This is a genomic window from Natronoarchaeum rubrum (genome assembly GCF_024494695.1).
Genome location: NZ_JANHDP010000004.1, coordinates 1 through 23816, shown reverse-complemented (window position 1 = coordinate 23816; position 23816 = coordinate 1). Strand labels below are relative to the sequence as shown.

The window sequence follows — 23816 nt, the reverse complement described above, 5'->3', positions numbered from 1 at the left end:
CCCGAAGAGGAGCGGCGCCGACCTGCGGAGACGTCATCGCTCGATCGCTCGACGACAGGTCAGGAATCGCCGTGCTATCCGAGGTCGATCGGATCGGCCTTCAGGAACTCCCGGAGCACGACCGTCGCGTACGATCCCTTCGGCAGCGCGAAGTTCACGCCGACATCGTCGCCCTCGACGCTCACGTCGAGATCGGTCCGGACGAGGATCGCCCGTCGCGTCCCCGTCGAGTCGAACTCGCCGGGTAGATCGAAGTCGGCGGGGTCGAGATCTAACTCGTCTAAGACCTCCCGCTCGATCTCGCCCTGCTCGCCGTCGGCCAGGTCCGTTTCGGTCCCGACCAGCGGCGCCGTCACGAACGCTCGCCCGCGCTCGCAGTGGCGCGCCATCGTCTCGACGCGCTCTCCGGTCACGCGCTGGAGCCGGTCGGTGTCGGGGACCACCAGCTCGCCCGGCGCCGAGCGATCCGAGAAGCACGCCACGTCGCCCTCGACCGGGCGGTCGAACGGCAGCCCTCGTTCGAGGCGCTCGGAGAGGATCAGATTGAAGACGTACGACTGGGCCGCGTGGACGAACAGCCGCTGGAGGTTGCTGGGAACCGTCTCCAGCGCCTCGCGGAAGTGCTCGGGCTCGGTCCCGCCGCTCTCGGCCAGCGAGTGCAGCATCGAGCGCTCGTAGCGCAGTCGCCGGGGGTAGTCCTCTAACACTCTCCCCCAGTCGCGATCGCCCGACGCCGCGTCGTCGGCCCGCGCCCGCGCTTCTTGGGTCCCCTCCGGCTCGCTTTCGGATGGGTTGCCGACGTACGACAGCACGGCCTCCTCCCACTCGCCGCGCACGACGTGGAGGCCGACCTCGTGGGTGACCGGGCGCTGGCTGCCGAAGCGCTGCTGGCCGAAGTAGTTCGGGACGCCGATCTGCGTCTCATCCCCGCCGAAGGAGCGAAGCTCCGACGCCACGGCCTCCGCCTGCTCGGGCCGGTCGGCGTCGCTGACGACGATCTCGAACTCGTTGCCGACCAGGTCGCCGAATTCGATGCTCCGTCCCGCGCGCCCGAGCACCTCGACGTCGGCGTCGCGGATCTCCGACGCGGCGTCGCGAAACGCCGTGACGGCGTCGGGATCGACGTCGCGGACGCTGAACAGCTGTGTCGTCACGGCGTGTTTGTCCTTCGTGCCGGCCCAGGAGACGCGCTCGCGGCTGATTCCCAGCCCGTCGGACAGTCGGGCGGCGAAGTCGTTGGTGTCCCACCCGCGCAGCTCGGCGCGCAGGACGACGTGGGGGTAGCCGCCGGGATCGGCGTCGACCGACTCGGTCTCGAAGCGCTCGATCTCGCGCACCCGGAAGTCCTCGTCGGCGTCGCGCAGCCGGCCGCCGGTACCGTCGGCGTCGCTCACGTACCACGCCATCCCCACCGCGCGCTCGGTCGGGTGTGCCTCGCGCATCAGTACAGCGAGAGGTCGCCGGTCACTTCGTCGATCAGTTCCTCGTCGCCGGGGCCGATCGCCAGCGCCGTCACCGTCCCCGGGTCGAGCTGGGTGTGGCCCGCGTCGCGAATGATGGCGTGCGGGAGGCCCTTGCGCTCCGCGATGTCGGCAAGTTCGAACAGCGCTTGCTCGCCGGCCTCCTTCAGCACCACTTTCTTCTGGCCCTCGCCTTTCCACTCTCGTCGGGCTCGTTCGCCGGTGTCCTCGTAGGCCGACAGCGACGCGTGGGCGACCTGCGCCGCGAGTTTCCCTTGCCCCATGTCGATGTCAGTCCGCGCGACGATCGCCTGTTTCATGCTCGTGACTCCCGCGCGGATCCCTATATGATTGCTCATCGCGCCCGCGCGAGGCAGGCGCGACTGACGACGCCAAGCTCGCCCCGACGTAGCCGATGTCACGTTGGCGCGGTCACGGCGGCGTCGTCGGCGTCGACGCGGAGTCGGGGCGCAGCAGAGCGCGGAGCCGGCGTCGGGACGCCGCGGCGTCCGCGCCAACCCGACGCCGAGAGTCGGGAAGAATTTTAGCCCCCGGTGCGCTCCTACCCGGTATGATCCTCTCGGACGCGGACATCCTGCGGCGCCTCGAGGACGGCGACCTCGTGGTCGAGCCGCTCGACGACCCGGACATCCAGATTCAGCCCGCCAGCGTCGACCTGCGGCTCGGCCGCGAGTTCCTGGAGTTCCAGCGCACCAACATCCCCTGTATCCACCCCGATAGCAGCCAGGAGGTCGACGAGTACGTCTCCGAGACCGTCGTCGACGAAGGCGGCGAGTTCATCCTCCATCCCGGCGACTTCGTGCTCGGGACGACCAAGGAACGCGTCGAGATCCCGAACGACCTGATCGCTCACGTCGAGGGCCGGTCCTCGCTCGGGCGACTGGCGATCGTGGTCCACGCCACGGCGGGGCTGTGCGATCCCGGCTACAAGGGCCAGATCACGCTCGAACTCTCGAACCTCGGCGCCGCGCCGGTCGCGCTCGCGCCCGACATGCGCATCTCGCAGCTCACCTTTACCGAACTGTCGACCCCTGCCGAGCGCCCCTACGGCGCCGAACGCGGCTCGAAGTATCAGGACCAGTCCGGGCCGCAAGCGTCGAAGATCGGCGGCGATCGGGAGTTCGGCGGGGATCAGTGAGGCGTATCGCGGAGTGATCGCCGAACCTTCGCGGCGAAGGACGTGGAGTTCGGCGGAGGGCCGAAGCGTGGAGGTCTGCGGAGGGCCGAAGCGTGGAGGTCTGCGGAGGGCCGAATTGCGCGGCGTTCAGCGGGTTTCTGTGCGACGTATCGCGGCGCGGATTCGGCGTCTCGCCGCGATCGCTGATGCTGTTTTCAGTTCAGGTCGGCCCGCTGGAACCGCCAGTAGCCCAGCGCGACCGGGACGACGACCCAGGCCAGCAACACGACCGCGCCGAACCACTCGGTGAGGTAGAACGGCAGGTCGCCGGCGACGCGGTTCGTCAGCAGCAGGCTGTCACCGCCCGCCTGTTCCGCGGGGATGTCCTCGACGATGTTCGTCCAGCCGATCAGGGGCCACTGGTACTGCTCGGTCAGCGCGCTGATCGACTGCCGGTAGGCCGTCATCGGGTCCAGGCGGAGCAGGAGGAAGTACCAACCCGGCGCGTCGAGCCCGGCGAGTTCACCCTCGACGAGGTAGTGAACGCCCGCGACGAACGGATGCCACAGCAGCGCGAAGCCGACGTAGCTACCGATGGCGCCGCCCATCGCCTGCATGCGCGTGTCGGTCATCGCGGAGACGCCGACCGCCAGCGCCGTGAACGCCGCCGCGAGCAGCACCGTAAGGACGAGGAACGGCCCGAACGTGCCGAGCGGGAGCGAGCCGACGATGCCGAGGATCATCACCGCGGCGACCGAGAGCGTCACCAGCGCGACCAGCACCATCACCGAGATCCTGCTGGCGTACTTCCCGGCGACCACGTCTCGCCTGCTGTGCGAGAGGCCAAAGAGCACGCGCAGGCTGCCGGACTGGCGCTCGCCGACGATCGCCATGTAGCCGACGACCAGCGCGGTGACCGGGATCAACAGGTTGCCCGCCAGCGAGACGAACAGTCCGATCACGTCCGACGCGGTCGGATCGCCCGACCCGCCGGCGGTCGTGCCGACGCCGACGATCCCCATCAGCAGGACGAACACCGCGACGATCGACCAGATCATCTTCGAGCGCACCGTGTCCTCGAAATCTTTGCGGGCGACGAGCTGCCAGCTCATTCGCCACCACCTCGGATTCCAGCTGCGACGCGTCCTGTGGACCCCTCACCGCTCGCCTCGCCGCTCTCCTCGCCAGCCTCGCCGCTCTCCTTGCCTGTCCCGCCGCTCTCCTCGCCAGCCTCCGCGTCGGCGTCCTGCACCGCCGCGGCGTCCGTCCCGGTGTAGGCGGCGAACAGGTCCTCCAGGGTCGCCTCCTCGGTCGAGAAGTCCAGCACCTCGACGCCGGCGTCGACCAGCCGGTGGATCGCCGCCGCCTTCGCCGCGGCGTCGGTGTAGGAGACGACGAGGTTCCCGTCCTCCCGGTCGACTGCGGTGACGCCAGAGAGCGCCGTCAGATCGATGTTTTCAGCCCGCCCACCGCCGCCGACCTCCACCACGAGCCGCGAGCCGACGCCGGCCTCCTCGCGCAGCCCCTCGATCGTGTCGACGGTCACGAGTTCCCCCTCGTCGAGGATGCCGACGCGGTCGCAGACCGCCGACACCTGCCCGAGGATGTGGCTGGAGAAAAACACCGTCGTCCCGCTCTCGGCTTCCTCGCGGACGAGCTGTTGCATCTCGCGGATCCCGATCGGGTCGAGTCCGCTGGAGGGTTCGTCGAGCACGAGCAGGTCGGGGTCGCCCGCGAGCGCCATCGCCATCGTGAGGCGCTGGGTCATCCCCTTGGAGTAGCCGCCGACCGGTCGCTCGGCGGCCTCGCGGTCGAGCCCGACCCGGTCGAGCAGTTCGTCGGGCGTCTCCGAGCCGCCCTTGGACTCGATCGCGAATTCGAGGTGGCGATAGCCCGTCGACCGGTCGTACAGCCCGACGCCGTCGGGCAGGATGCCGACCCGCTGGCGCACCGCGTCGGTCTCGGACTGGGCGTCGTACCCCAGCACCGTCGCCGAGCCCTCCGTCGGCCGGATGAAGTCCAGTAGCATGTCGATCGTCGTCGTCTTGCCGGCGCCGTTCGGGCCCAAGAACCCGAACACCTCGCCCTCCTCGACCGTGAGGTCGATGCCGTCGACGGCGACGACGTCGCCGTACCGCTTGGTCAGACCGCTGGTTTCGATCGCTGCCATCTCGTTTTGACGAATACGACCCACCACATTAACTCCGGAACGACGGTTTCACGCGCTGAAACTGTGCCGACCCTCTGGTTCTTCCGAACCGCCGCCTCCGCTTCCCGGTACGACCGCAGAGCCGCAGAGTTATGCCCCGGGAGCGCCAACTTCTGACAGAGAATGCGATTTATCGAGGAGATCGTCGTCGACGAGTTCCTCCCCACGTTCCGGTCGATGCTCGCCGAAGCGCTCCGGGAGCGGGGACTGACGCAGAACGAGGTGGCCGACGTGCTGGGGATCAGCCAGAGCGCCGTCTCGAAGTACGTCCACGGTGACGTGAGCCTGAACGAGCGCGTGCTCGACGACGAGCGCGTCGTCGATCTGGTCGAGGAGATCGCCGACGGGCTGTCCTCGGGGGACATGCGTCCCGTGCAGGCGCTCGTCGAGGTCGAGGTGCTGATCCGCCGGCTCGAAGACGGCGACCTGCTCGCCAAGCTTCACGAGGACGCCATCCCGGAGCTGGCCGACCACGACTCGACGATCGCGGTCCACGATCCGGACAACGAACTGCGGTCGACCGAGCGCGTGCTCGCCGCGCTGCGCCGCGGGCTCCGCAAGATCGAGACCACGAGCGGGTTCGCCGGCCTGATCCCCAACGTGGGCTCGAATCTGGTCGCGTGCCTGCCCGAGGCGGAGGGCGTCGACGACGTCGCCGGCGTCCCCGGCCGGATCTTCGACGTCAAGGGCCGGGCGACGATCCCCAGCGACCCCGAGTTCGGCGTCAGCGAGCACGTCGCGTCGGTGCTGCTGGCGGCCCGCCGCCACGACAGCGACGCCCGCGCGGCGGTCAACCTCCGCTACGATCCGGAGATCGTCGATCGGCTCGCGAACGCGGGCTATCGAACGGTCGAGTTCGACGCCGAGGCGGACGTCGACGCCGCGATCGGGGCCGCGATCGAGGAAGCGCCCGACGCGACCGTCCTGTACCAGACCGGCGGCTTCGGCGTCGAGCCGATCGTCTACGTGCTCGGCGAGGACGTCGAGTCGGTCGTCGAGGCCATCCGGACGCTGGTCTGACCGATGACCGATCCGGATCGTCGATCCGCGTCCGACGAACGCCGATCCGCGTCCGGCGACTCGTCGGCGGCCGGCGCGCAGTCGTTCTACGGTCGCTGGGCGGCGCTGTACGACGCGCTCGCTCGGTACACGCCCGGCATCGGCTCGCTCCGCGAACGGGCGGCCGCGGCGCTGGAACTCGATCCCGGCGACACTGTCGTCGAGATGGGCTGCGGAACGGGCGCGAACCTGCCGTACCTCCGCGAACAGGTCGGTCCGGAGGGAACCGTCGTCGGCGTCGATTTTACTCGTCCGGTCCTCGATCGCGCGCGCGAGTCCGTCGCGGCGTACGACAACGTTCACCTGATCCGCGGCGACGCCGCTCGACCACCGATCCCGGGTGCAGTCGGCGAGTCGGAACCTGAACCGATCGACGGCGTCCTCGCGACGTTCGTCGTCGGGATGCTCGACGACCCCGCCGCAGCCGTCCACGACTGGTGCGACCTGCTGACAGCGGGCGGCAACGTCGTTCTGGTCGATGCCGCCAGTAGCGACCGGGCGTACGCCGCGCCGGTCAACGCTCTCTTTAGAGCCGTGGTCCTCCTCTCGACGCCGCCGACCACTCGGCTTCGCTACGACCGCGATCCGCAGGCGACGCTCGATCGGCGGGTCGACGCCGCGCGCGACGCGCTCCGGAGCAGGTCGAGCGCGATCGCCCACGAAACGCACGCGCTCGGCGTCGTCCGACTGACCAGCGGTCGGATCGACTGAGCGCGTCGCCCATCACGCCCCGTCTCGCTGTCCGACTGCCACGTTCCGTCTCGTCGCCCGCACCGTTCCCGTCGCCCGGTCGAGGGGCAGCTTTATTCCGCATCCGTCCTATCTGAACGACATGAACGGTCGCCGACTGCTCGCGATGCTTGCAGTTCTCTCGCTCGCGTTCGCGGGCTGTACCGCCCCGGTATCCCCGCCGAACGACGCCGAAGTGGCCGCGAACTCCTCGGACGTCGATTCGTCCCCGGCGTCCGACGATGGAGAACCGGCGTCGAACGACGCCGGCGACGCTGACGACGATGCCGCTGACGACGCCGAGCGGTCGCTGCCGATCGAACCCGATCCGGTGTGGCATCGCGTCGCGACGATGATGGATTCCGACGCCGAACAGCCCGACCTCACGGTCGGGGTGCCGACGGCGACCGCCGGCCAGGCGTTCGCGACCGACCGGTCGACGTTCAAGCAGGCTCTGAACGCGTCGGCAGCCGGCTCCGTCTCGGACGGCGGCGCCGGGCCGCGCGGCGTCACGACGCCGTTCGGCGTCTACGTCGAACCGGCCGACGGGCCGCCCGTGGTCGTCGAGCAGGTGCTGGCCCACGAGTACGCCCACGCGGTCCAGTACGCCGAGTCGATGTTCGGCGCGTGGCTCATCGAGCCGACGGGGCCGACCGACCGGCAGATGACCAAGACCGCGCTGATCGAGGGCGGGGCGACCTACGTCGGCGACGAGTACACCGAGAAGCACCTCTCGGACGTCCCGCTGCAGTCCGAGCAGATGCGCCGCAGCTACGAGCGCTCGGCGTCGGGCGATCGGTTCTTCGTCGCGCCGTACTACTTCGGCGCCGAGTACGTCGACGACCGCCTCGACTCGCCCGCGAACCTCCAGACTGTGTACGCGGACCCGCCGGCCAACACCGCCGAGCTGCTTCACGGCGAGTCCGCGGGCGAGCAGCTTCCGATGTCGATCGCGGTCGACACCGCGGACGGCGAGTGGACCGCGACGAGCCGCGATCGCAAGGGCGAACTGTTCACCCGGATCGCGCTCCGGGCCTCGCTCGACGACGACGCCGCGGCTGCGGCCGCGGCGGGCTGGGGCAACGACTCCGCGATCGCCTTCGACAGCGACGGCGGGGGCGCCCCCGAGGCGTTCGTCTGGACGTTCCGGTGGCAGACTTCGGGGGAGGCCGACGAGTTCGTCGCCGCGTTCGAGGACGGTCTCGACGGCCGGACCGACGACTGGGCCGACCGCACGAGCGTCGAGCGCGTCGACGATCGAACCGTCGCGATCGCGATGGGTCCCGACGAGTTCCGAGAGCAGACCACGATCTCGGGATCGGACGGCAGCGTCGCGATCGACGTCGACGCGCAGGTCGAGGACGACGGCTGGTTCCGTATCGAGGACAGGGTGGCGACGACCGGCGCGGCCGCGGCGTCCTGACCGATCGTTTCACGGCGAGAACCGACCACGAGCCCAACCGTTTTCTCCCGAAATCCCCGAGTGAAGTCATGGACCTCTCTATCGTCGATCTCTCGCCCGTCCCGGAGGGCGGCACTGCCACGGAAGCGTACGAACACACGGTCGAAGCCGCGCAGCAAGCCGAACGGCTCGGCTACTCGCGATTCTGGGTGGCCGAACATCACGCGATGGCCGAACGGCTCGCGGGGACGACCCCCGAGGTGTTGCTCGGCCACCTCGCCGCCGAAACCGATCGGATCCGGCTCGGCTCCGGCGCGGTGTTGCTCAACCACTACAGCCCGTTCAAGGTCGCCGAGCAGTTCGGCGCGCTGGACGGACTCGCGCCGGGCCGCGTCGACGCCGGACTCGGGCGAGCGAACGGCTCGCCGGCCTCGGACCGCGCGCTGGGGACCGAGCGACACGTCGAGAATCCCGACGAAGATCACGCCGAGAAGATTGAGAGCGTGATCAACCACCTGTACGACGACTATCCGGAGGAACACCCCTACAGCGAGCTGTCGGTGCCGCGCTCGGGCGCCGAACCGCCCGAGCCGTGGGTGCTCGGATCGAGCACGTCGAGCGCGGCCATCGCCGGGAAGCTCGGACTGCCCTTCTGCTTCGCGGCGTTCATCCGCCCGCAGTTCGCCACCCACGCGTTCGAGGAGTACCGCGAGCAGTTCCGGCCGTCGGAGCTGGCCGCCGGCGTCGACGAGCCGGCGGGGATGGTCGCGGTGAACGCGGTCGCCGCCGAAACCGACGAGGACGCGGCGCGGCGCCGGGCGGTGGCCGAGGCGTCGTTCAAGCGGATGCAGCGCGGCGTCGTCGGCACGACGCCGACGGTCGAGGAGGCGATCGACGAACTCGGCGGCGTCCCCGAGCCGACGCCGGCGACGCTCGACGACGACGAGTGGCCGCGCGCGATCTCGGGCAGCCCGGAGACGCTGGCGGGCCTTCTGGAGCAGCTCGCCGACCGCGTCGGCGTCGAGGAGATGATGATTCAGCACGTCCTCGCGGACCACGAGGACGCGCTGCGCTCGCACGAACTCATCGCCGAAGGGGTCGGTATCGATCCGCGGTGAAAACGGGGCTACGGGACTTGACAATGCAGGACGGCGCGCTGAGGGCCGAATGCGTCTTCCGGTTTAGTCGTCGGCGGGCGTCGCTTTGCTCGCCGTGACGTCGACCGGGTCGGCGTCGACGCCGAGTTCGTCGAGCGCGACCTGCGCGGCGCGCTTACCGGAGACGAGCATGGCGCCGAAGGTCGGGCCCATGCGCGGGAGGCCGTAGGTCGTCGCGGTCGCCATCCCGGTGACGACGAGCCCGTCGTGGGCGAGGCCGGTGTGCTCGACGACGGCGTCCTCGGACTCGCCGACCCACATCGAGTCGTGGCCGGGCGAGTCGTGACCGGGCGCGCCGTAGGTGTCGTCGTCCGTGTTGTCCATGCCGCTTGCCTCCTCCGCGAAGCCGGGCGCGTCGAGCACGCCGCGCTCGTCGAGTTTCTTGACGGCCATCCCGTCGTGGCCCGTCGCGTCGATGACCAGCTCGGACTCGACGGCGATCGGGTCGACGCAGGTGATCTCGCGGGGCAGCGCGTGGACCGGCGTCCAGTTCATCACGATGCCGCCGACGCGGTGGTCCTCGCGGATCACGATGTCGGTGAACTCCGTCATGTTCTGCATCTTCGCGCCGGCGTCGCAGGCGGCTTTGATCAGCCCGGAACAGGCTTCCGGACCGTTAGCGACGTAGAGACCGTCGCTCTCATCGGACTGCTTGTGATCGACGTCGAGTTCGTCGAGGATCTGCTGGGCCGGGTCGCGGACGGTGACCTTGTTCATCAGGAACCCGCCGAGCCAGAAGCCGCCGCCGAGGTAGTTGTTCTTCTCGACGACCATCGTCTGAACGCCGCGCTCGGAGAGTTCCTTGGCGGCCATCAGCCCCGACGGGCCGCCGCCGACGATGATGACCTCCGTCTCGGAGAAGTCCATGAACTCCTCTGACCACTCTTGACCGATCGCGCGGGTGACTTCCGCCTCGCCGACGTCGCTGAACTGATCGAAGTCGCTCATACCACTTGGTGATACCACAAAGTAATTGAAAGCGTTTCCGGTATCGCTCGGCGTCGGATCGCCGCGGCTGCTGCTCGATGTCGACCCCAAAAATCGGCGTGCCGTCGCTCGCGCTCCTCCGTCGTCACTCGTCGGTGCGCGCCGCCAGCGCGCCGCCGAGCGCGCCCAGTGAGATCGGGACCACCACGCCTGCGAGCACGACCGCACGCAGTACTGGGAGTTCCATGACCAGCGTCTCGGCGTCGCCGAATCTCGGGCGCATCGTTCGCTCGTAGGCGAATGCCGTCGCACCGAAGGCCGCCAGCGGCAGGTAGCCGGCGACCAGCGTCGCGCCAGCCATCGCTCCCGAGCGCGACGATTCGAGTCCGTCGGCGCTGCCGAGGTAGTATCCGGTCGATATCAGAACTATCGCCACCAGCAGCAGGTACAGCGCTCCCTGGTTGGCGGCGTCGAGCGCGAAGTTGAGCGCCGATCCGTCGCCGAACTGGACGGGAACGAGGTGACCGCCGTAGAACGCGAACCCGATGCTCGTCAGAAACGGCGGGTTCGACGCCGACAGCACGATCTCCAGCACCGGTTTCAGTCCGAACACCGCGAACAGTACGAACGATCCGATCAGTCCGGCCGCGTACGCAAGCGCGCCGTTGACGACGCCGGCGAACAATGGGAGTCCGGCCGTCCGTGTCGCTCTGAAATCCATGTAACGACCGAAAACATCAGCGTTCGAGCTTTAATTTTACCCATTCGACCCGGAACTGTTCGGCGGCGTTACTCCAGTTCGCCGCCGCGGATCGCGTCCTCGGCGGCCGCCAGCGCGGCGTCGGCGTCGAACTCGTCGACGATCTCTCGGAGCGTCGCCGCGTCCGCGTCCGCCAGATTCCGGGCGTGACTCGTGATCCCCGGCACCGCGCGGACGGCGTTGTCGACGATCGGGATCGACGCCACCTGCGCCGACCGGGAGAGCGGGTTCAGATCGATCACGATCTCGGTCTTGTCCATCTCGCCGAGCGCCTCGGCGCGGTCGCCGTCCTCCAGTGGAACGAGCACGACGTCGGCCTCGTAGATCCCGTCCTGATCCACCTTCGCCCGTTCGTGGCTCAGCCCCGGGATCTCGGCGTCGGCGGCCAGTCCCTTGACGTCCTCGGCGCCGTGCTCGCGCAGGTGGTCGGCGATCGCCGCCATGCGCTCCTCGGTGCGGTTGAACAGGTTCACCTCCAGGTCGGCGTCGACGGCGTCGGCGATCTCTACCAGCTCCTCGGGCACGAGCGCGGCGACGTTGCCGTTGACCGAGAGAACGGGGTGGTCGGCCAGCAGCAGCGCGGCCGCCGCGGCGCGCTCGGCGTCGTCGGCCCTGGGGATCGTCTGCTCGCCGAGCAGGTAGTCGAACGCCTCGCCCCGGCCCTGGGCGATCAGCCCCTGCCGGCTCGTGATGCCCCGATCGACGCCGTCCTCGATCCGATGGCGGGTGACGAGCGAGTCGTGTCGGGGGTGGTCCTCGGGAATCTCGGCCTCGTCGGTCATCGGATACGCGTCCGCAGTCAGCCGTAAAAATAGCGTCGCCTCGCCCCGATCCTCGGCGATCGGGCGGCCCTCGTCAGCCCGCGACCGAGAGCGCGCCCGAGGGCGCGTGCTCTTTGAGCGTGTTCATCCGCTCGCGAGCGGCCGAGCGAGTCGGATACGTCTCGACGCTCTCGGCGAGCGCGTCGCCGTGCTCGTCGACGAGCCGCCAGATCCAGCCGCCGTCGCGCTGGTGGACCTCGAACGTCGGGTCGTCGATCTCCAGCACGCTCGCGGTGCCGAGCATCTCGCGGAGCCGGTCGATGGCGTCGACGGCTTCGCCGCGGTCCTCGTAGCCGGTCGACCCCTCGGCGACGACCGTCTCGTCGGCGTTCAGTAGCTGCCAGTACCACTGGCCGTCCTCGCGGACGAGCTCGAAGCCGGCGGTCTCGAAGTCGAGCTCGCCGGCCTCGGGCGCCAGCGAGCGCACCTCGTCGATGACAGTTGCCGCCCGCGCCCGGACGTCGTAGCTGCCCGCGCTCCGGGCGTAGACGGTGCGGTCGCGGTCGATCAGCTCCCAGCGCCACCCCTCAGAACCGCCGCTGAGCCTGATCGCGGCCTCGTCGATCGCGAAGATCGTCGCGTCGCCGCCCTCCGAGCGCAGCCGCTCGATCGCCTGCCGCGCTTCTTCGGCGTCGGCGTACTGCTCGCGCCCCTCGACGAGCGTCTCGCGGTGCCGGTCGATGACGTCCCAGCGCCGACCGCGGCCGGGATCGACCTCGAAGGCGACGTGCTCGACGGCGTTGATCGCGGCGTCGGCTGCAGTCGGGCGCACTTCGTCGACGCTCGCGGCCGCCTCGTCGCGGGTCGCGTGCCCGTCGGGGCTGAGCGCCAGCACGTCGTTGCTTTCGTGGACGCACCGCCAGCGCCAGTCGTCGGCGTCGTCGGTGTAGAGCTGGAACCCGGCGCCCTCGACGGTCCGCACGTCGGCGTCGGGCGAGTGATCGACGAGGAAGTCCATCGCCTCCCGGGCGCCCTGCTTCGTCGCGTGTCTGTCGGCGCCGTCGGCGACGAGCCGGCCGCCCTCGTCGATGAGCCGCCAGCCCCAGTCGCCGCCGTCGTCCTCGAACAGTTCGAACGCGGCGGTCTCGATCTCCAGCAGGTCGGCGTCGGGTGCCTTCTCCTTGAGCGTCGCCATCGCGTTACCGGCGTCGTCCTTCGAGTCGTACGCCTGGCCGCTGTCGGCCAGCACGGCGCCGCCCTCGTCGATCAAGCGCCAGCGCCAGTCGCCGGCGACGGTCTGGTACTGCTGGAACGCGGCGGTCTCGAACTCCAGCAGGTCGGCTTCCAGCGCCTGCTCGCGAACGCGCTCGATCGCGTCCTCGGCGTCTTCGGGCGTCTCGTAGCCGCCCGTCCGGTCGGCGATCACCCGGCGGTCCTCCGCGACGAACCGCCAGTGCCAGCCGTCCGCGCCGGGGTAGATCTCGTAGTCGGCGTCGTCGATCTCGAACGCCTCGGCGTCCTCGGCGGCCGCGGCCATCCGCTCGGCGCCGCTCCGGACCGCGGATCGATCGGTCGCTTCGGGGTTGCTCTCGGCGACGATGTCGTCCTCGTCGTCGAGCAGACGCCAGCGCCAGCCGCCGTCGTCCTCGTACAGCTCGTAGCCCGCGCTACCCTTCTCGACGACGGTCGCGTCCGAGAGATGGCCGAGCAGTTCGTCCGCGTCGGCCTCGGCCTCGCGTCGGGAGTCGAACGTCGGTTCGCCGACCGCGACCTCGTCGTCCTCGGCGTCGAGCAGGCGCCAGCGCCAGCCGTCGCCGTCCTCGTACAGTTCGACGCCGAAGGGATCGACAGCGAGCACGCGCGCGTCGCCGATCCGGTTCGCGACCTCGTCGGCGGCGTCGTCCGCGCTCGCCTCGTCGCCGTACGCTTCGGCACCCTCGGCGATGACCGACCGATCCTCGTCGAGCAGGTTCCAGCGCCAGTCGTCCCCGTCGCGGTAGACGTCGAACGCCGCGCCGTCGATGTCCAGCACCGGCGCCGAGGGGCCCTGGTCCTTGGTGAAGCTCACGGAGTCCTCGGTGGCGTCGCGCGAGTCGTAGCGTTCCCCGCTCTCGGCGGCGACGCTGCCGTCGTCCCGGAGCAACACCCAGCGCCAGACGCCCTGCTCGTCCTCGTAGAGCCGAAACGCCGCCGTCGTGATCTCCAGCAGGCGCGCGTTGCTCACCTTCGACTTGAGATCGCCGACGGCGTCCTTCGCGGCAGTTCTGCTGTTCGCGGCCTCGACGCTCGTCGCGATCGCGCTCTGCTGGACTGCCCGCCACGTCCACTCCTCGCCGGGACGCCGGAACACGCTGAACAGGGTTCCGTGGTTCTGCTGGCCCACCAGCACCGGCGGGTGGGCGTCGAGACCCCGCACCTCGTCTTCGACGAGCATTCCCTCCTTCCCGGTGAGGATCGGCACCAGCACGACGACGCCCGCGATGACTGCAAGCCCGGTCGCGTACACAGCGATCACCGGGATCGTGTAGTCCTGCCCGACCCCTGCCCAGTTGCTCGGATACGCGACGTTGAATCCGAAGATCCCCAGCACCGTGATCGCGAGTCCGCCGAGCGTCGCGTGGATCGCGCGTTCTCGGACCGGCAACAGCAACACGATTCCGAAGATCGCAATCGGGAGTCCGAGTCCCGCAAGCGTGTACGCAAGCCTGGCGGTAAAGGATACCTCGAGGTCGTTGCCCGTCGACGAGTTGATCGTCGTGATGAACAGGGCCACCCCCGCGAATCCGATCAGACACCCGATCAGAAACAGCCAGTAGCCGTAGACCTGCTTTTTCGACTTCGGTTCCCCGATATACTGCTCGTACAGCGAGAACATGAACCCGCTGCCTGCGGTAGCCTGTGACATCGTTGCTGGCGGATACCACACAACTATGTATAATAAGATTTGGTGGTGAATGTAATCGATGACACATGATGAAATAAATATCAGTACGGAGAGCGAGGACGGCGCGCTGGGATGGTCGATCCCGGTCCGGTGCGAGCCCGTCCGCTCGATGAAAGGTTTGTGGTCGGGGAGGATCTACTTCGCGTATGGACGTGGCCTCGACGACCCGATCGGTGGTCGATCGCGCGCGCGACGAGCAGATCACATTCCTCGCCGCGAGCATCGCGTACTACGTGTTCTTCTCGATCCTCCCGCTGTTGCTGCTGATCCTCGCCGTCGGCTCGCTCGTCGGCGGGCAAGCCTTCGCCGATCGCATCGTCGCCGCGATCGGCAGCAACCTCTCTGCGCAGGGGGAGTCGATCGTCGCCGAGTCGCTCTCGAATCCGCAGGGTCGAGCCGGCGCGTCGCTCGTCGGGATCGTCGCGCTGCTGTGGAGCGCGCTCAAGATGTTCCGCGCGGTCGACATCGCCTTCGACGAGGTGTACGGGCTGGACGCCGAAATCTCACTGCTCGGCCAGCTCAAGGACGGCATCCTGACGCTTCTGTTGATCGCCCTGGCGGCCGGCTTCATGATCGGCCTCGGCGTGGTGATCGGACTCGCCGAGTCGTTCGGCGTCCCGTTCCTGAACGTCATCGGCTGGCTCGCGCTGCTGGCCGGCCTGCTCGTCGTCTTCCTCCCGGTGTTCTACGTGATGCCGCCGATCGACGTGACGGCTCGCGAGGCGCTTCCCGGCGCCGCTTTCACCGCCGTCGGTTGGCTCGTCCTGCAGGTCGGCTTCCAGATCTACGCCTCGCAGGCCGGCAGCTACGATGCCTACGGCGCGCTCGGCGGCATCCTGCTCTTCCTGACGTGGCTGTACTTCGCCGGCGTCATCGTTCTGCTCGGTGCGACGATCAACGCCGTCACCGGCGGGCACTGACGCGTCTCGCTCGCGCTCACACGGCAGCGGGCGTGGCGGGTCGAATCCGGTGCGGGACTCACTACGCTCGTCTCGCGTGATTCGAATCCCTGGGCCCGTACGCACGGCTCACTGCTGTTCCCCGGCGTACGGGCGTGGCGGGAGTCGAACCCGCGATCGAAAGGTTAGGAACCTTTCGCCCTATCCGCTAGGCCACACGCCCAGTCGACGCGAGAAAAAACGATTAGTTGCTCGACCGCTCGGTGTCAGCGTCTTCGCTGGCGACGTGGTCGGTCTCGACGAACTCGTCGTCGTCGGCCATCTCTGGATCGTTGTCGGTGCCGGGGCCATCGCGCATTTCCTCAAGTTCCTGCTCGACTTCCTCGCGGCCCTTCTGGAACTCACCCATTGCCTCGCCGGTCGATCGGGCGAGCTTGGGGATCTTGTTTGCGCCGAACAGGAGGACGGCCAGGAGCAAAACGACCAGCATCTCCGGACCGCCGGGAATGGCGAACAGCGGTGTGGTTTCGAGTGCCATCTCTACCTCTTGCTTGCTCTCTCGCAATTATAGGCTTTTTGCTCCTGCCGGTCTCGCTCGACGCTCGATTCGAACGTTCGTCCGCGTCGATGCTGGGCACCGGGATCGGGAGATAGCGTCGATCCAGGTCGGCGGTACGGCCGGCCTACTCGCTCCCGCGGGACGGCTGTCGTAGACAAACGTAACTACCATGGTGCTATCCGGAAAACGTTCGGTCGTAATGGTCGACACAGGCGACACCGCGCCAGACTTCACCGCACCGCTCGCGAACGGCGACGTCGATTCGATCACGCTCTCGGAGGAGCTCGGCGACGGGCCGATCGTGCTCGCGTTCTTCCCCGGCGCGTTCACCAGCGTCTGCACCGACGAGATGTGCAGTTTCCAGGACCAGCTCTCGGCGTTCGAGGACGTCGGCGCGACGGTCTACGGCGTCAGCCGGGACACGCCCTTCACCCTCAACGAGTTCCGCGACCAGAACGACCTCAACTTCGGGCTGATCAGCGACCTCAACAAGGAGATCATCGACGCCTACGACGTCGAGATGGACTTCTCCGATCTAGGCGTCTACGGCGTCGCGAAGCGCTCGGTGTTCGTCGTCGACGACGACGGCGAGGTCACCTACGCGTGGGTCAGCGACGACCCCGGCGTCGAGCCGGACTACGACGAGGTCCGCGAGGCCGCCGCCGAGGCCGAAGCCGTCGAAGCCGCCGACTGAGCGTCGCGACCGACCGAACATCCCCGGGCTGATCGCAGCGTCCCCCGGCTGATTGCAGCGATACGTCACGCCCGGTGGGCTTTTTCCGCCGCGGCGTCAGTATCCCCTATGGCCGAGACCGATACTGCGGGCCGCATCTACGATCCGGACGGCGATCACGCCTTCCCCGACGGGCGCGTCAACGAGGTGCTGACGTTCGTCGCGAACGACGAAGAGATCCAGGCGTACCTGGAAGCCCAGAACGTCAACCCCGTCGACAGGAAGCGATACAACGATCACGGCGCCAAGCACATCGAAATCGTCCGCAACCGGGCGCTGTGTCTCTACGATCTGCTCAAGGACGCCGGCGTCGAGTTCAACGGCGCTGCCCAGCAGGGCCTCGACGAAGCCGACGAGGCGGTGATCGTCGTGCTGGCGGCGACGCTCCACGACATCGGACACGTGGTTCACCGCGACGACCACGCCTACCACTCGCTGTGGCTCGCGGCCGACGTGCTCGATCGGATTCTCCCGGAGTTCTACGACGTCGCCGATTCCGTCCGGATGAAAGGCGAAGTGCTCCACGCGATCCTCTGTCACCACACCGAGGAGACCCCGCTGACCACCGAAGCCGGCGTGATTCGCGTCGCCGACGCGCTGGATATGGAGCAGGGGCGCTCGCGGATTCCCTACGAGGAGGGCGGCCGCGGCATCAACACGATCTCCAGCCAGGCGATCCACAACGTCTCGCTGAGGCCCGGCGACGGCCGGGCAGTTCTCGTCGAGATCGAGATGACCAACGCGGCCGGCGTCTATCAGGTCGACAACCTGCTCAAACACAAGCTACGGGACTCGGGCCTCGAGGACGACATCCGTATTGTCGCTGTCAACGAACACGCCGACGAGGACGAGTCGCTGGTCGAGCGGATCGAACTATAAGCACGCGATCGACAGCAGAACTTACTGCGCGTCGACGGCCGGTCGGTACTCCCCGTCGTCCTCGCGGACGACGCCGCGACTCCGGAGCGTTCGCAGGATGCTGTGCAGGGTGAGTTTGCTCAGCCCGACGTTCTCGCGAAGTTCGTCCACGCTCGCGCCCTTCGCCGTTTTGAGACTGAGATACACGAGCTTCGCCTCCGCAGACTCCAGTTCTTCTGGGACCGCGGCAGTCGCCGCGTACCCGTCGTGGGACGCCACTGTCATCGAGCGTAGCTATTTCTTCGACGATAATAAAACCCTCCTACAACGATTGTCGATAATCGGTCCCCGTCCCGGGACTTCGTTACGACAGTCGTGCAAACCGCCCCGATTTTCGGCACCGCTCAGGGTACTGATGTGGTTCGGAAGAATCCGCTCTCGATCGACAGTTGGGCCCGGGAAGATATTCGTCTCGCATCTGCGTGCGGAAGGGGCGGGAGTGAGCGAATGCCCTGCGTTCGCGAACGCCGATCGACGGCGTCGATCGGAATTTGAACCACCCGGAGACGTTCCTGCTCACTACGCTGCGCGGGCTGCGACTTCCCTGCTCAAATCCCTTGGTTTGCGCTTTGCTCGTCGCGTCCGCTCCTCGCAAAAGCGGAAGGGGCGGGATTTGAACCACGCGAAGCCTTGACGTCACACCGCCGACGTATTATTCGCCGGCGTGACGGTGCTCTACCACTGAGCTACCCTTCCTCGTGGACCGCTACGAGGGGGGCACTTGTAAATCCTCTCTCACCGTCGTATCGTCGGCCGGTCGGCCGCGACCCAACCGTTTTTCTCTCCGCTCGCAGATGTGTCTCCCGGGAATGGACCTCACTCTCACGATCCTGGCGCTGCTGACGGGCGTGCTGGCCGGCGGGCTGTTTAGCTTCTTCCAGATTCCGATCCCGGCGCCGCCGGAGCTGCCGGGGCTGATGGGGATCGTCGGCATCTACCTCGGCTACAAAATGATTCAGTGGCTGGACGTCGGGATCGATCTGCTCGGAGCGCTGGGCGTTCAGTAGCTGCGCTCTTTCGGCTCGTAGGTCTTGTCCTCGCCTTCGAGCACGACCGGCTTGTACCACAGGTCCGGCGAGCCCTCGTCCCACGAGATCAGCGTGTGCTTGAGCCACTCGTCGTCCTTGCGCTCTTGGTGCTCCTGGCGCCAGTGGGCGCCCCGGAACTCGTCGCGCGCGAGCGCGCCGAGCGTGATCGTCTCCGCGATATCGATCAGGTTCCGGGTCTCGATCGTCTGCTGGAGATCGGTGTTGAACGTGCGCGAGGGGTCGTCGACGTAGACGTCCTGGTAGTCCTCGCGGGCCTTCCGGATCTCCCGGAGTGCGGTCTTGAGGCCTTCCTCGTTGCGGAACACGTTGACGTTCTCGGTCATCGCCTTCTGGAGGCGCTCGCGGATCTCGGCGTGCTGGACGCCGTCGTCCTTCTCGAGCAGATGGTTCACACGCTGGCGCTCGGACTCGACGGCGTGCTCGACGATCGAATCGGCTTCGACCGCCGCACCGTCGGCCGCGGCGTCCTCGTCCGCCGTGTCGACCGCGCCGAGAGAGACGGGTGAGTCGACCTCGCCGGGTTCGGTTTCGTCGGTTCGCCCGGTCGTGATCTCGGCTTCGCCGAGGTCTTCGCCGGCAGCGTGCTTACCCGCGCGCTTGCCGAACACGATCAGCTCGGGTAGGGCGTTCCCGCCGAGGCGGTTGGCGCCGTGAACGCTCGCGCAGGCGCATTCGCCGGCAGCGTACAGTCCAGTGATGCACGTCTCGCCGTTCTCGTCGGTCTCGATGCCGCCCATCTCGTAGTGCTGGCCGGGCTTGACCGGCATCGGCTCGACGAGGCCGTCGACGCCCTCGAAGTCCTCCGCGAGGTGGAGGATATTTTCGAGCCGGTCCATGATGCGATCCTCGCCGAGGTGGCGCATGTCGAGGTGGACGTACTCGTCGTTCACGCCCCGTCCCTCGTTGACCTCGGTGAGCTCGGCTCGCGAGACGACGTCGCGGGAGGCGAGCTCGCCCTCGTTGTTCGCGTAGCCGTGTTCGAACATGAAGCGCTCGCCCTCTTCGTTATAGAGGATGCCGCCCTCCCCGCGGACGCCCTCCGAGATCAGGACACCTGTCGAGGGGAGCGTCGTGGGGTGGAACTGAACGAACTCCATGTCCTCCAGGGGTGCGCCGGCGCGGTAGGCCATCGCCTGTCCGTCGCCGGTACAGGACACGGCGTTGGTCGTGTGGTCGAACACCTGGCCGGGGCCGCCGGTCGCGAGGATGACTCCCTGATTCGCTTTGAATCCCTCGATCTCACCGGACTTGACGTCGTAGCCGACGACGCCGTGACAGCGTCGATCTTCGGGGTCGTCGTGGTCCGTGACCGCGAGCTGGGAGACGAACCACTCGTCGTACACCTGCACGCCGTGCTTGACGACCTGCTCGTACATCGTATGCAGCAGGTGGTGGCCCGTCTCGGCGCCCGCGTAGGTCGTTCGCGGGAAAGAGAGGCCGCCGAAGGGGCGCTGGGAGACGCGACCGTCCTCCTCGCGGGAGAACGGCATCCCCCAGTGTTCGAGGCGGATCACGTCCTCGGGCGCGTCCTGGGCCAGCGTCTCGATGGCCGGCGCGTCGCCGAGGTAGTCCGACCCCTTCATCGTGTCGTAGGCGTGTAGTTCCCAGTCGTCGCCCTCGCGGAGCGCGGCGTTGATGCCGCCTTCCGCCGCGCCGGTGTGGCTGCGCACCGGGTGGAGTTTCGTCACGATGGCCGTGTCGGCCCCCGCTTTCTGTGCGGCGATCGCCGCTCGCAGGCCGGCGCCGCCCGCGCCGACCACGATTACGTCGTGTTCGTGCATAGTGTGATCTCGTGGTTACCAGAACTTCAGGTTGTTCTTGACCGCTTCGCGCTTGAGCTCCTGGATGTGCTCGGTCAGCGGGATGTCCTTCGGACAGACGTTCGTACAGGAGAACTGCGTCTGACAGCGCCAGACGCCGTGTTCCTGCTCTAGGATGTTGAGTCGGTGTTGCTTGAGGTCCTCGCCCTCGCGGTCGTCCATCGCGAACTTGTAGGCCTTGTTGATGGCCGCGGGGCCGAGGTACTCGTTGTCCCCGGCGGCGATGTTACACGAGGACATGCAGGCACCACACCAGATACAGCGCGAGGACATCTTGATCTTCTCGCGGTTCTCGGGATCCTGGCGCTGCTCCTCTAAGTTCTCGGCGTCCGGGAGGTCCTCCTCCTGGAAGTACGGCTCGACCGCTTCCATCTGCTCGTAGAAGTGCTGCATGTCCACCACGAGGTCCTTGACGACATCTTGGTGGGGCAGCGGCTCGATCCGTACGGGGTCGTCGAGCTCGACGAGCTGGGTCTTGCAGCCGAGTCGCTGGCTGCCGTTGATGAAGAAGGCGTCAGATCCGCAGACGGCCTGTCGACAAGAGTGACGGAAGGTCAGCGACGAGTCGAAGTGGTCGCGCGCGTAGATCAGCGCGTCGAGCACGGTCATCCCCTTCTCGAAGGGGACGTGGAAGTCGTCGAAGCGCGGCTCTTGCTTGCCTTCGACTTCCGGATCGTACCGGAACACCTTGATCTGGACCGTGTTCTCGGCTGCCTCGGCTTCGGCGTCTTCCTCGACCTGCTGGTCGCGCTCGGCCTGTCGCTCGCGCTTCTCGCGCATGCGGCGGTCCTGGTGGCTCGATCCGGAAGGCTCCGTCTCGGGCTGTGCGTCCTCGGTCTCTGCGCTCGTCTCTTGTGTACTCATGCGATCGAAACACCCGCCATGACGGTTGCGACGCGGATCCCCTGGGCGACCAGCACCACGCCGGCGACGATCAGGCCCCACTTGACGGCGGTCTTCTGGGTCCCCTCCAGTCCCTGGTTGACCAGCGCGTTGTAGACTCCGTTGATGCCGTGGAACGCCGCGGTGACGAGGAACAGCACCATCGTCGCGAAGTACGCGGGGTTCTGCATGCGTGCCTCAGTGCCAGCCAGCTCGATCTCGTAGGCGTGGGTGACGAAGTGGAGCTGGAAGAAGTGGAACGCCAGCACGACGATCAGGAACGCGGCCGTGACGCGCTGGAGCAGCCAGCGTGTTCCGCCGCGGTCGAACGAGGAGTAGCGTTCGGCCATCAGGCGCCCACCCCGCTGAGGAACGTCGGAACGCTCGCGACGACGATCACCGCGGTGACGATCAACGACGCGTAGAAGCTCTTGTCCTGCGATTCGAGACCGACACCCAGGTCCACGAGCAGCAGGCGGACGCCGTTGAGGATGTGGAAGACGGCGACCGCGAGCAGGCCGACCTCCAGCACCCGGATGAGCAGTAGGTCCTCGAGCCCGCCGAGCGTTCGGTTGTACGTCGCTGCGCCCTCCGTAGCGGTGCTCAACACCGCGATGTGGGTGAACAGGTACCCGATCAGCACCCATCCCGTAAATTTGTGGAATATCCAGGCCCACATCCCAGCCGAGAACTCCTTCCACCGGCCGAAGTCCTCGACGAGCCCACGATTGTAAGACTGACTCATACTCTCATGACGAGCGTTGGACCGTGACGGTATAGAAGTTACTAACCCGACGTAGGCTTCCAGAGTTGGTATCCAACTCGTGCGTGCGCTCGCACGCCCGACATACGCGGGCGACAGTTGGTCATATCGCAGTCCGTCCGGGAATGCCCCGTCGCGGCGTCGTCACGTCACGTCGCCGACGACTTCGGCCTGCTCCTGATACCGATTTCGGATCGTGATTTTGCTGACGCCCGACACCTCGTGGATCTCGGCTTGCGTACAGCGCTCGTCGCGAAGCGTCGCCGCGTAGTACACCGCAGCCGCCGCGAACCCCGCGGGCGACTTGCCCGAGGCGATCCCCTGATCGATCCCGACGGTGACGACGTTGTGCGCGAGATCGCGCGTCTCGTCGCTCAGGCCCAGCGCGTCGGCGTACTCGTCGACGAACGGGCCGGGATCGAATGCTTCGACGGGTTGGTCGATCTCGGACTGGACCCACTTCGAGCGCCGCAGCAGGTGCGACTCCTGAATGTCGGCGGCGTCCGCGAGCTCCGCGGCCGTCACCGGTACGCGCTCTATCTTGCAGGCGACGTGGACCGCCGCCGCCGCGATCGTCGTTACCGACCGTCCCTGCTGTGTCTCCTCCGTGTACACCGCTTTCAGTATCGCCGTCGCCGTCTCGGCGACCGCACTGTCTGCGGCGAGCTCCGCTGTCAACGTCTCGATTCGGCGACGGCCGCGGTCGTGTAGGGCGTCGATGTCCATCCGTTCCCGTCGTCTCCGTGACGTACCTCCGCTTCTGTGTGAACCGTTATCTATCTTTTGTGGGCACGCAAGCTTCGCCCCTTCCTGGGGTAGGTGTCGCTTACCAATGCGCCTTCGATACGACGGCCTTTTATGTAACTCTCTCCTCGGAATGTAATGCGAAGAACGATACGACGTGATCGCGGGACGTTCGAACCGTCCCGCCATCGCGGACCGAACATGCGAGGTCGATCCGGGGTCGTCCCGGGTCGAAGGGTTTATACATCCCACTCGCTTCCGTTCAGGTCCGAAGGTCGACGGCGGTTCGCCGCCGACGACTCGGGCCGGACGAGCGAGAGTGGATCGGGACAGTCCCGATCCGAAGGGGTTATATGCCCTGCTCGCTTCTGTTCAGGTCCGAAGGAAATGAGGATTCCACCCCTGCGGTCCGCCGTACAGATGGGATCTGATGTTAGCCTTGGTAGTTCGGCGACATCCGGCCGTTCGAGCGATGTCGTCGACCTACGGACCCATGCAATAGACGATCGTGGTCCCTGACGGGGACCACACATTATGGTGTTGCTCCCCTCTGGGGAGCATCCCGCCCACCGCCTCCCACCAGAGAGGCACATTCCGGTTGATCCTGCCGGAGGCCATTGCTATGGGGATCCGATTTAGCCATGCTAGTCGCACGAGCTTAGACTCGTGGCAGATAGCTCAGTAACACGTGGCCAAACTACCCTCTGGACGAGAATACCCTCGGGAAACTGAGGCCAATACTCGATACTACTCCTGCCCTGGAATGGGCGGAGAGCCAAACGCTCCGGCGCCAGAGGCTGTGGCTGCGGCCGATTAGGTAGACGGTGGGGTAACGGCCCACCGTGCCAGTAATCGGTACGGGTTGTGAGAGCAAGAGCCCGGAGACGGTATCTGAGACAAGAT

General features: G+C 67.3%; 24 protein-coding genes, 2 tRNA genes and 1 rRNA gene. 10 read left to right on the top strand and 17 right to left on the bottom strand.

Annotated elements, in window-relative coordinates:
- Positions 1-74 precede the first annotated feature (74 nt).
- Both truD and pth2 read right to left on the bottom strand, forming a co-directional pair.
- Positions 75-1442 carry a tRNA pseudouridine(13) synthase TruD gene (truD, locus tag NO931_RS10775; RefSeq protein ID WP_256392341.1) on the bottom strand — a complete coding sequence of 456 codons (1368 nt, stop codon included), beginning with the start codon at positions 1440-1442 and terminating at the stop codon, positions 75-77.
- On the bottom strand, positions 1442-1780 hold the full coding sequence (pth2, locus tag NO931_RS10770; RefSeq protein WP_256392340.1) for a peptidyl-tRNA hydrolase Pth2: 339 nt from the start codon (positions 1778-1780) through the stop codon (positions 1442-1444). The genes truD and pth2 overlap by 1 nt, the downstream gene beginning before the upstream one ends.
- Before the next feature lie 251 nt (positions 1781-2031).
- On the opposite strand from pth2, the gene dcd reads away from it, so the two are divergent.
- Positions 2032-2619: a dCTP deaminase gene (gene dcd, locus NO931_RS10765; protein ID WP_256392339.1), complete on the top strand. Its 588-nt coding sequence runs from the start codon at positions 2032-2034 to the stop codon at positions 2617-2619.
- Positions 2620-2813: 194 nt separating this feature from the next.
- Here the strand turns inward: dcd and NO931_RS10760 are convergent, their stop codons facing one another.
- On the bottom strand, positions 2814-3710 hold the full coding sequence (locus NO931_RS10760) for an ABC transporter permease subunit (protein WP_256392338.1): 897 nt from the start codon (positions 3708-3710) through the stop codon (positions 2814-2816).
- On the bottom strand, positions 3707-4768 hold the full coding sequence (locus NO931_RS10755) for an ABC transporter ATP-binding protein (protein ID WP_256392337.1): 1062 nt from the start codon (positions 4766-4768) through the stop codon (positions 3707-3709). The genes NO931_RS10760 and NO931_RS10755 overlap by 4 nt, the downstream gene beginning before the upstream one ends.
- 162 nt (positions 4769-4930) lie before the next feature.
- On the opposite strand from NO931_RS10755, the gene NO931_RS10750 reads away from it, so the two are divergent.
- The 4 genes from NO931_RS10750 (at position 4931) to NO931_RS10735 (ending at position 9115) form a co-directional block, all read left to right on the top strand.
- On the top strand, positions 4931-5827 hold the full coding sequence (locus NO931_RS10750) for a thiamine-phosphate synthase family protein (RefSeq protein ID WP_256392336.1): 897 nt from the start codon (positions 4931-4933) through the stop codon (positions 5825-5827).
- A 3-nt stretch (positions 5828-5830) separates the two neighbouring features.
- The gene (locus tag NO931_RS10745; protein ID WP_256392335.1) at positions 5831-6577 is read left to right on the top strand and encodes a class I SAM-dependent methyltransferase; all 747 of its coding nucleotides are present in this window, start codon (positions 5831-5833) and stop codon (positions 6575-6577) included.
- Positions 6578-6698: 121 nt separating this feature from the next.
- Positions 6699-8018, top strand: a complete 1320-nt coding sequence (locus NO931_RS10740) for a hypothetical protein (RefSeq protein WP_256392334.1) — start codon at positions 6699-6701, stop codon at positions 8016-8018.
- Positions 8019-8086: 68 nt separating this feature from the next.
- The gene (locus tag NO931_RS10735) at positions 8087-9115 is read left to right on the top strand and encodes an LLM class flavin-dependent oxidoreductase (protein ID WP_256392333.1); all 1029 of its coding nucleotides are present in this window, start codon (positions 8087-8089) and stop codon (positions 9113-9115) included.
- A 63-nt stretch (positions 9116-9178) separates the two neighbouring features.
- On the opposite strand, the gene NO931_RS10730 is transcribed toward NO931_RS10735, so the two are convergent.
- The 4 genes from NO931_RS10730 to NO931_RS10715 all read right to left on the bottom strand — a co-directional run bounded on the left by NO931_RS10730 (position 9179) and on the right by NO931_RS10715 (position 14507).
- On the bottom strand, positions 9179-10102 hold the full coding sequence (locus NO931_RS10730) for a sulfide-dependent adenosine diphosphate thiazole synthase (protein WP_256392332.1): 924 nt from the start codon (positions 10100-10102) through the stop codon (positions 9179-9181).
- Positions 10103-10226: 124 nt separating this feature from the next.
- Positions 10227-10802 (bottom strand): DUF7978 family protein, encoded by a 576-nt coding sequence (locus NO931_RS10725; protein ID WP_256392331.1) that lies wholly within the window; start codon positions 10800-10802, stop codon positions 10227-10229.
- A 68-nt stretch (positions 10803-10870) separates the two neighbouring features.
- Positions 10871-11623: a 4-phosphopantoate--beta-alanine ligase gene (locus NO931_RS10720; protein WP_256392330.1), complete on the bottom strand. Its 753-nt coding sequence runs from the start codon at positions 11621-11623 to the stop codon at positions 10871-10873.
- Between the two features lie 73 nt (positions 11624-11696).
- Positions 11697-14507 carry a DUF1508 domain-containing protein gene (locus NO931_RS10715; RefSeq protein WP_256392329.1) on the bottom strand — a complete coding sequence of 937 codons (2811 nt, stop codon included), beginning with the start codon at positions 14505-14507 and terminating at the stop codon, positions 11697-11699.
- 185 nt (positions 14508-14692) lie between these two features.
- Between NO931_RS10715 and NO931_RS10710 the strand changes: the two genes are divergently transcribed.
- Entirely contained in the window at positions 14693-15466 is a 774-nt protein-coding gene (locus NO931_RS10710) for a YihY/virulence factor BrkB family protein (RefSeq protein WP_256392328.1), read from the top strand.
- 129 nt (positions 15467-15595) lie between these two features.
- Here NO931_RS10710 and NO931_RS10705 read toward each other — a convergent pair.
- Both NO931_RS10705 and tatA read right to left on the bottom strand, forming a co-directional pair.
- Positions 15596-15668: transfer RNA gene (locus tag NO931_RS10705), tRNA-Arg, on the bottom strand.
- A gap of 21 nt (positions 15669-15689) precedes the next feature.
- Positions 15690-15983: a twin-arginine translocase TatA/TatE family subunit gene (gene tatA / locus NO931_RS10700; RefSeq protein WP_256392327.1), complete on the bottom strand. Its 294-nt coding sequence runs from the start codon at positions 15981-15983 to the stop codon at positions 15690-15692.
- A gap of 220 nt (positions 15984-16203) precedes the next feature.
- Here tatA and NO931_RS10695 point away from each other — a divergent pair, with 220 nt between their 5' ends.
- Positions 16204-16698 (top strand): redoxin domain-containing protein, encoded by a 495-nt coding sequence (locus tag NO931_RS10695; RefSeq protein ID WP_256392326.1) that lies wholly within the window; start codon positions 16204-16206, stop codon positions 16696-16698.
- Between the two features lie 108 nt (positions 16699-16806).
- On the top strand, positions 16807-17616 hold the full coding sequence (locus tag NO931_RS10690) for an HD domain-containing protein (RefSeq protein WP_256392325.1): 810 nt from the start codon (positions 16807-16809) through the stop codon (positions 17614-17616).
- A gap of 21 nt (positions 17617-17637) precedes the next feature.
- Here the strand turns inward: NO931_RS10690 and NO931_RS10685 are convergent, their stop codons facing one another.
- Positions 17638-17880: a TrmB family transcriptional regulator gene (locus NO931_RS10685; protein WP_256392324.1), complete on the bottom strand. Its 243-nt coding sequence runs from the start codon at positions 17878-17880 to the stop codon at positions 17638-17640.
- Between the two features lie 373 nt (positions 17881-18253).
- Positions 18254-18351, bottom strand: a tRNA-OTHER gene (locus NO931_RS10680).
- A gap of 113 nt (positions 18352-18464) precedes the next feature.
- On the opposite strand from NO931_RS10680, the gene NO931_RS10675 reads away from it, so the two are divergent.
- Complete coding sequence (locus NO931_RS10675; RefSeq protein WP_256392323.1) at positions 18465-18662, top strand: XapX domain-containing protein; 198 nt, start codon at positions 18465-18467, stop codon at positions 18660-18662.
- Here NO931_RS10675 and NO931_RS10670 read toward each other — a convergent pair.
- From NO931_RS10670 to NO931_RS10650, 5 genes are all read right to left on the bottom strand, one after another.
- The gene (locus NO931_RS10670) at positions 18656-20485 is read right to left on the bottom strand and encodes an FAD-binding protein (RefSeq protein ID WP_256392322.1); all 1830 of its coding nucleotides are present in this window, start codon (positions 20483-20485) and stop codon (positions 18656-18658) included. The two genes, NO931_RS10675 and NO931_RS10670, sit on opposite strands and share 7 nt — an antisense overlap.
- A gap of 15 nt (positions 20486-20500) precedes the next feature.
- A complete protein-coding gene (locus tag NO931_RS10665) occupies positions 20501-21388 on the bottom strand; it encodes a succinate dehydrogenase/fumarate reductase iron-sulfur subunit (RefSeq protein ID WP_256392321.1) in 888 nt (295 codons plus the stop codon).
- Positions 21385-21756: a succinate dehydrogenase hydrophobic membrane anchor subunit gene (locus NO931_RS10660; protein WP_256392320.1), complete on the bottom strand. Its 372-nt coding sequence runs from the start codon at positions 21754-21756 to the stop codon at positions 21385-21387. Before NO931_RS10660 ends, NO931_RS10665 begins: the two co-directional genes overlap by 4 nt.
- Positions 21756-22151 carry a succinate dehydrogenase, cytochrome b556 subunit gene (gene sdhC, locus NO931_RS10655; protein WP_256392319.1) on the bottom strand — a complete coding sequence of 132 codons (396 nt, stop codon included), beginning with the start codon at positions 22149-22151 and terminating at the stop codon, positions 21756-21758. The genes NO931_RS10660 and sdhC overlap by 1 nt, the downstream gene beginning before the upstream one ends.
- 162 nt (positions 22152-22313) lie before the next feature.
- A complete protein-coding gene (locus tag NO931_RS10650) occupies positions 22314-22895 on the bottom strand; it encodes a transcription initiation factor IIB family protein (RefSeq protein ID WP_256392318.1) in 582 nt (193 codons plus the stop codon).
- A 609-nt stretch (positions 22896-23504) separates the two neighbouring features.
- Between NO931_RS10650 and NO931_RS10645 the strand changes: the two genes are divergently transcribed.
- Positions 23505-23816 (top strand): 16S ribosomal RNA (locus NO931_RS10645); the annotation flags it as partial.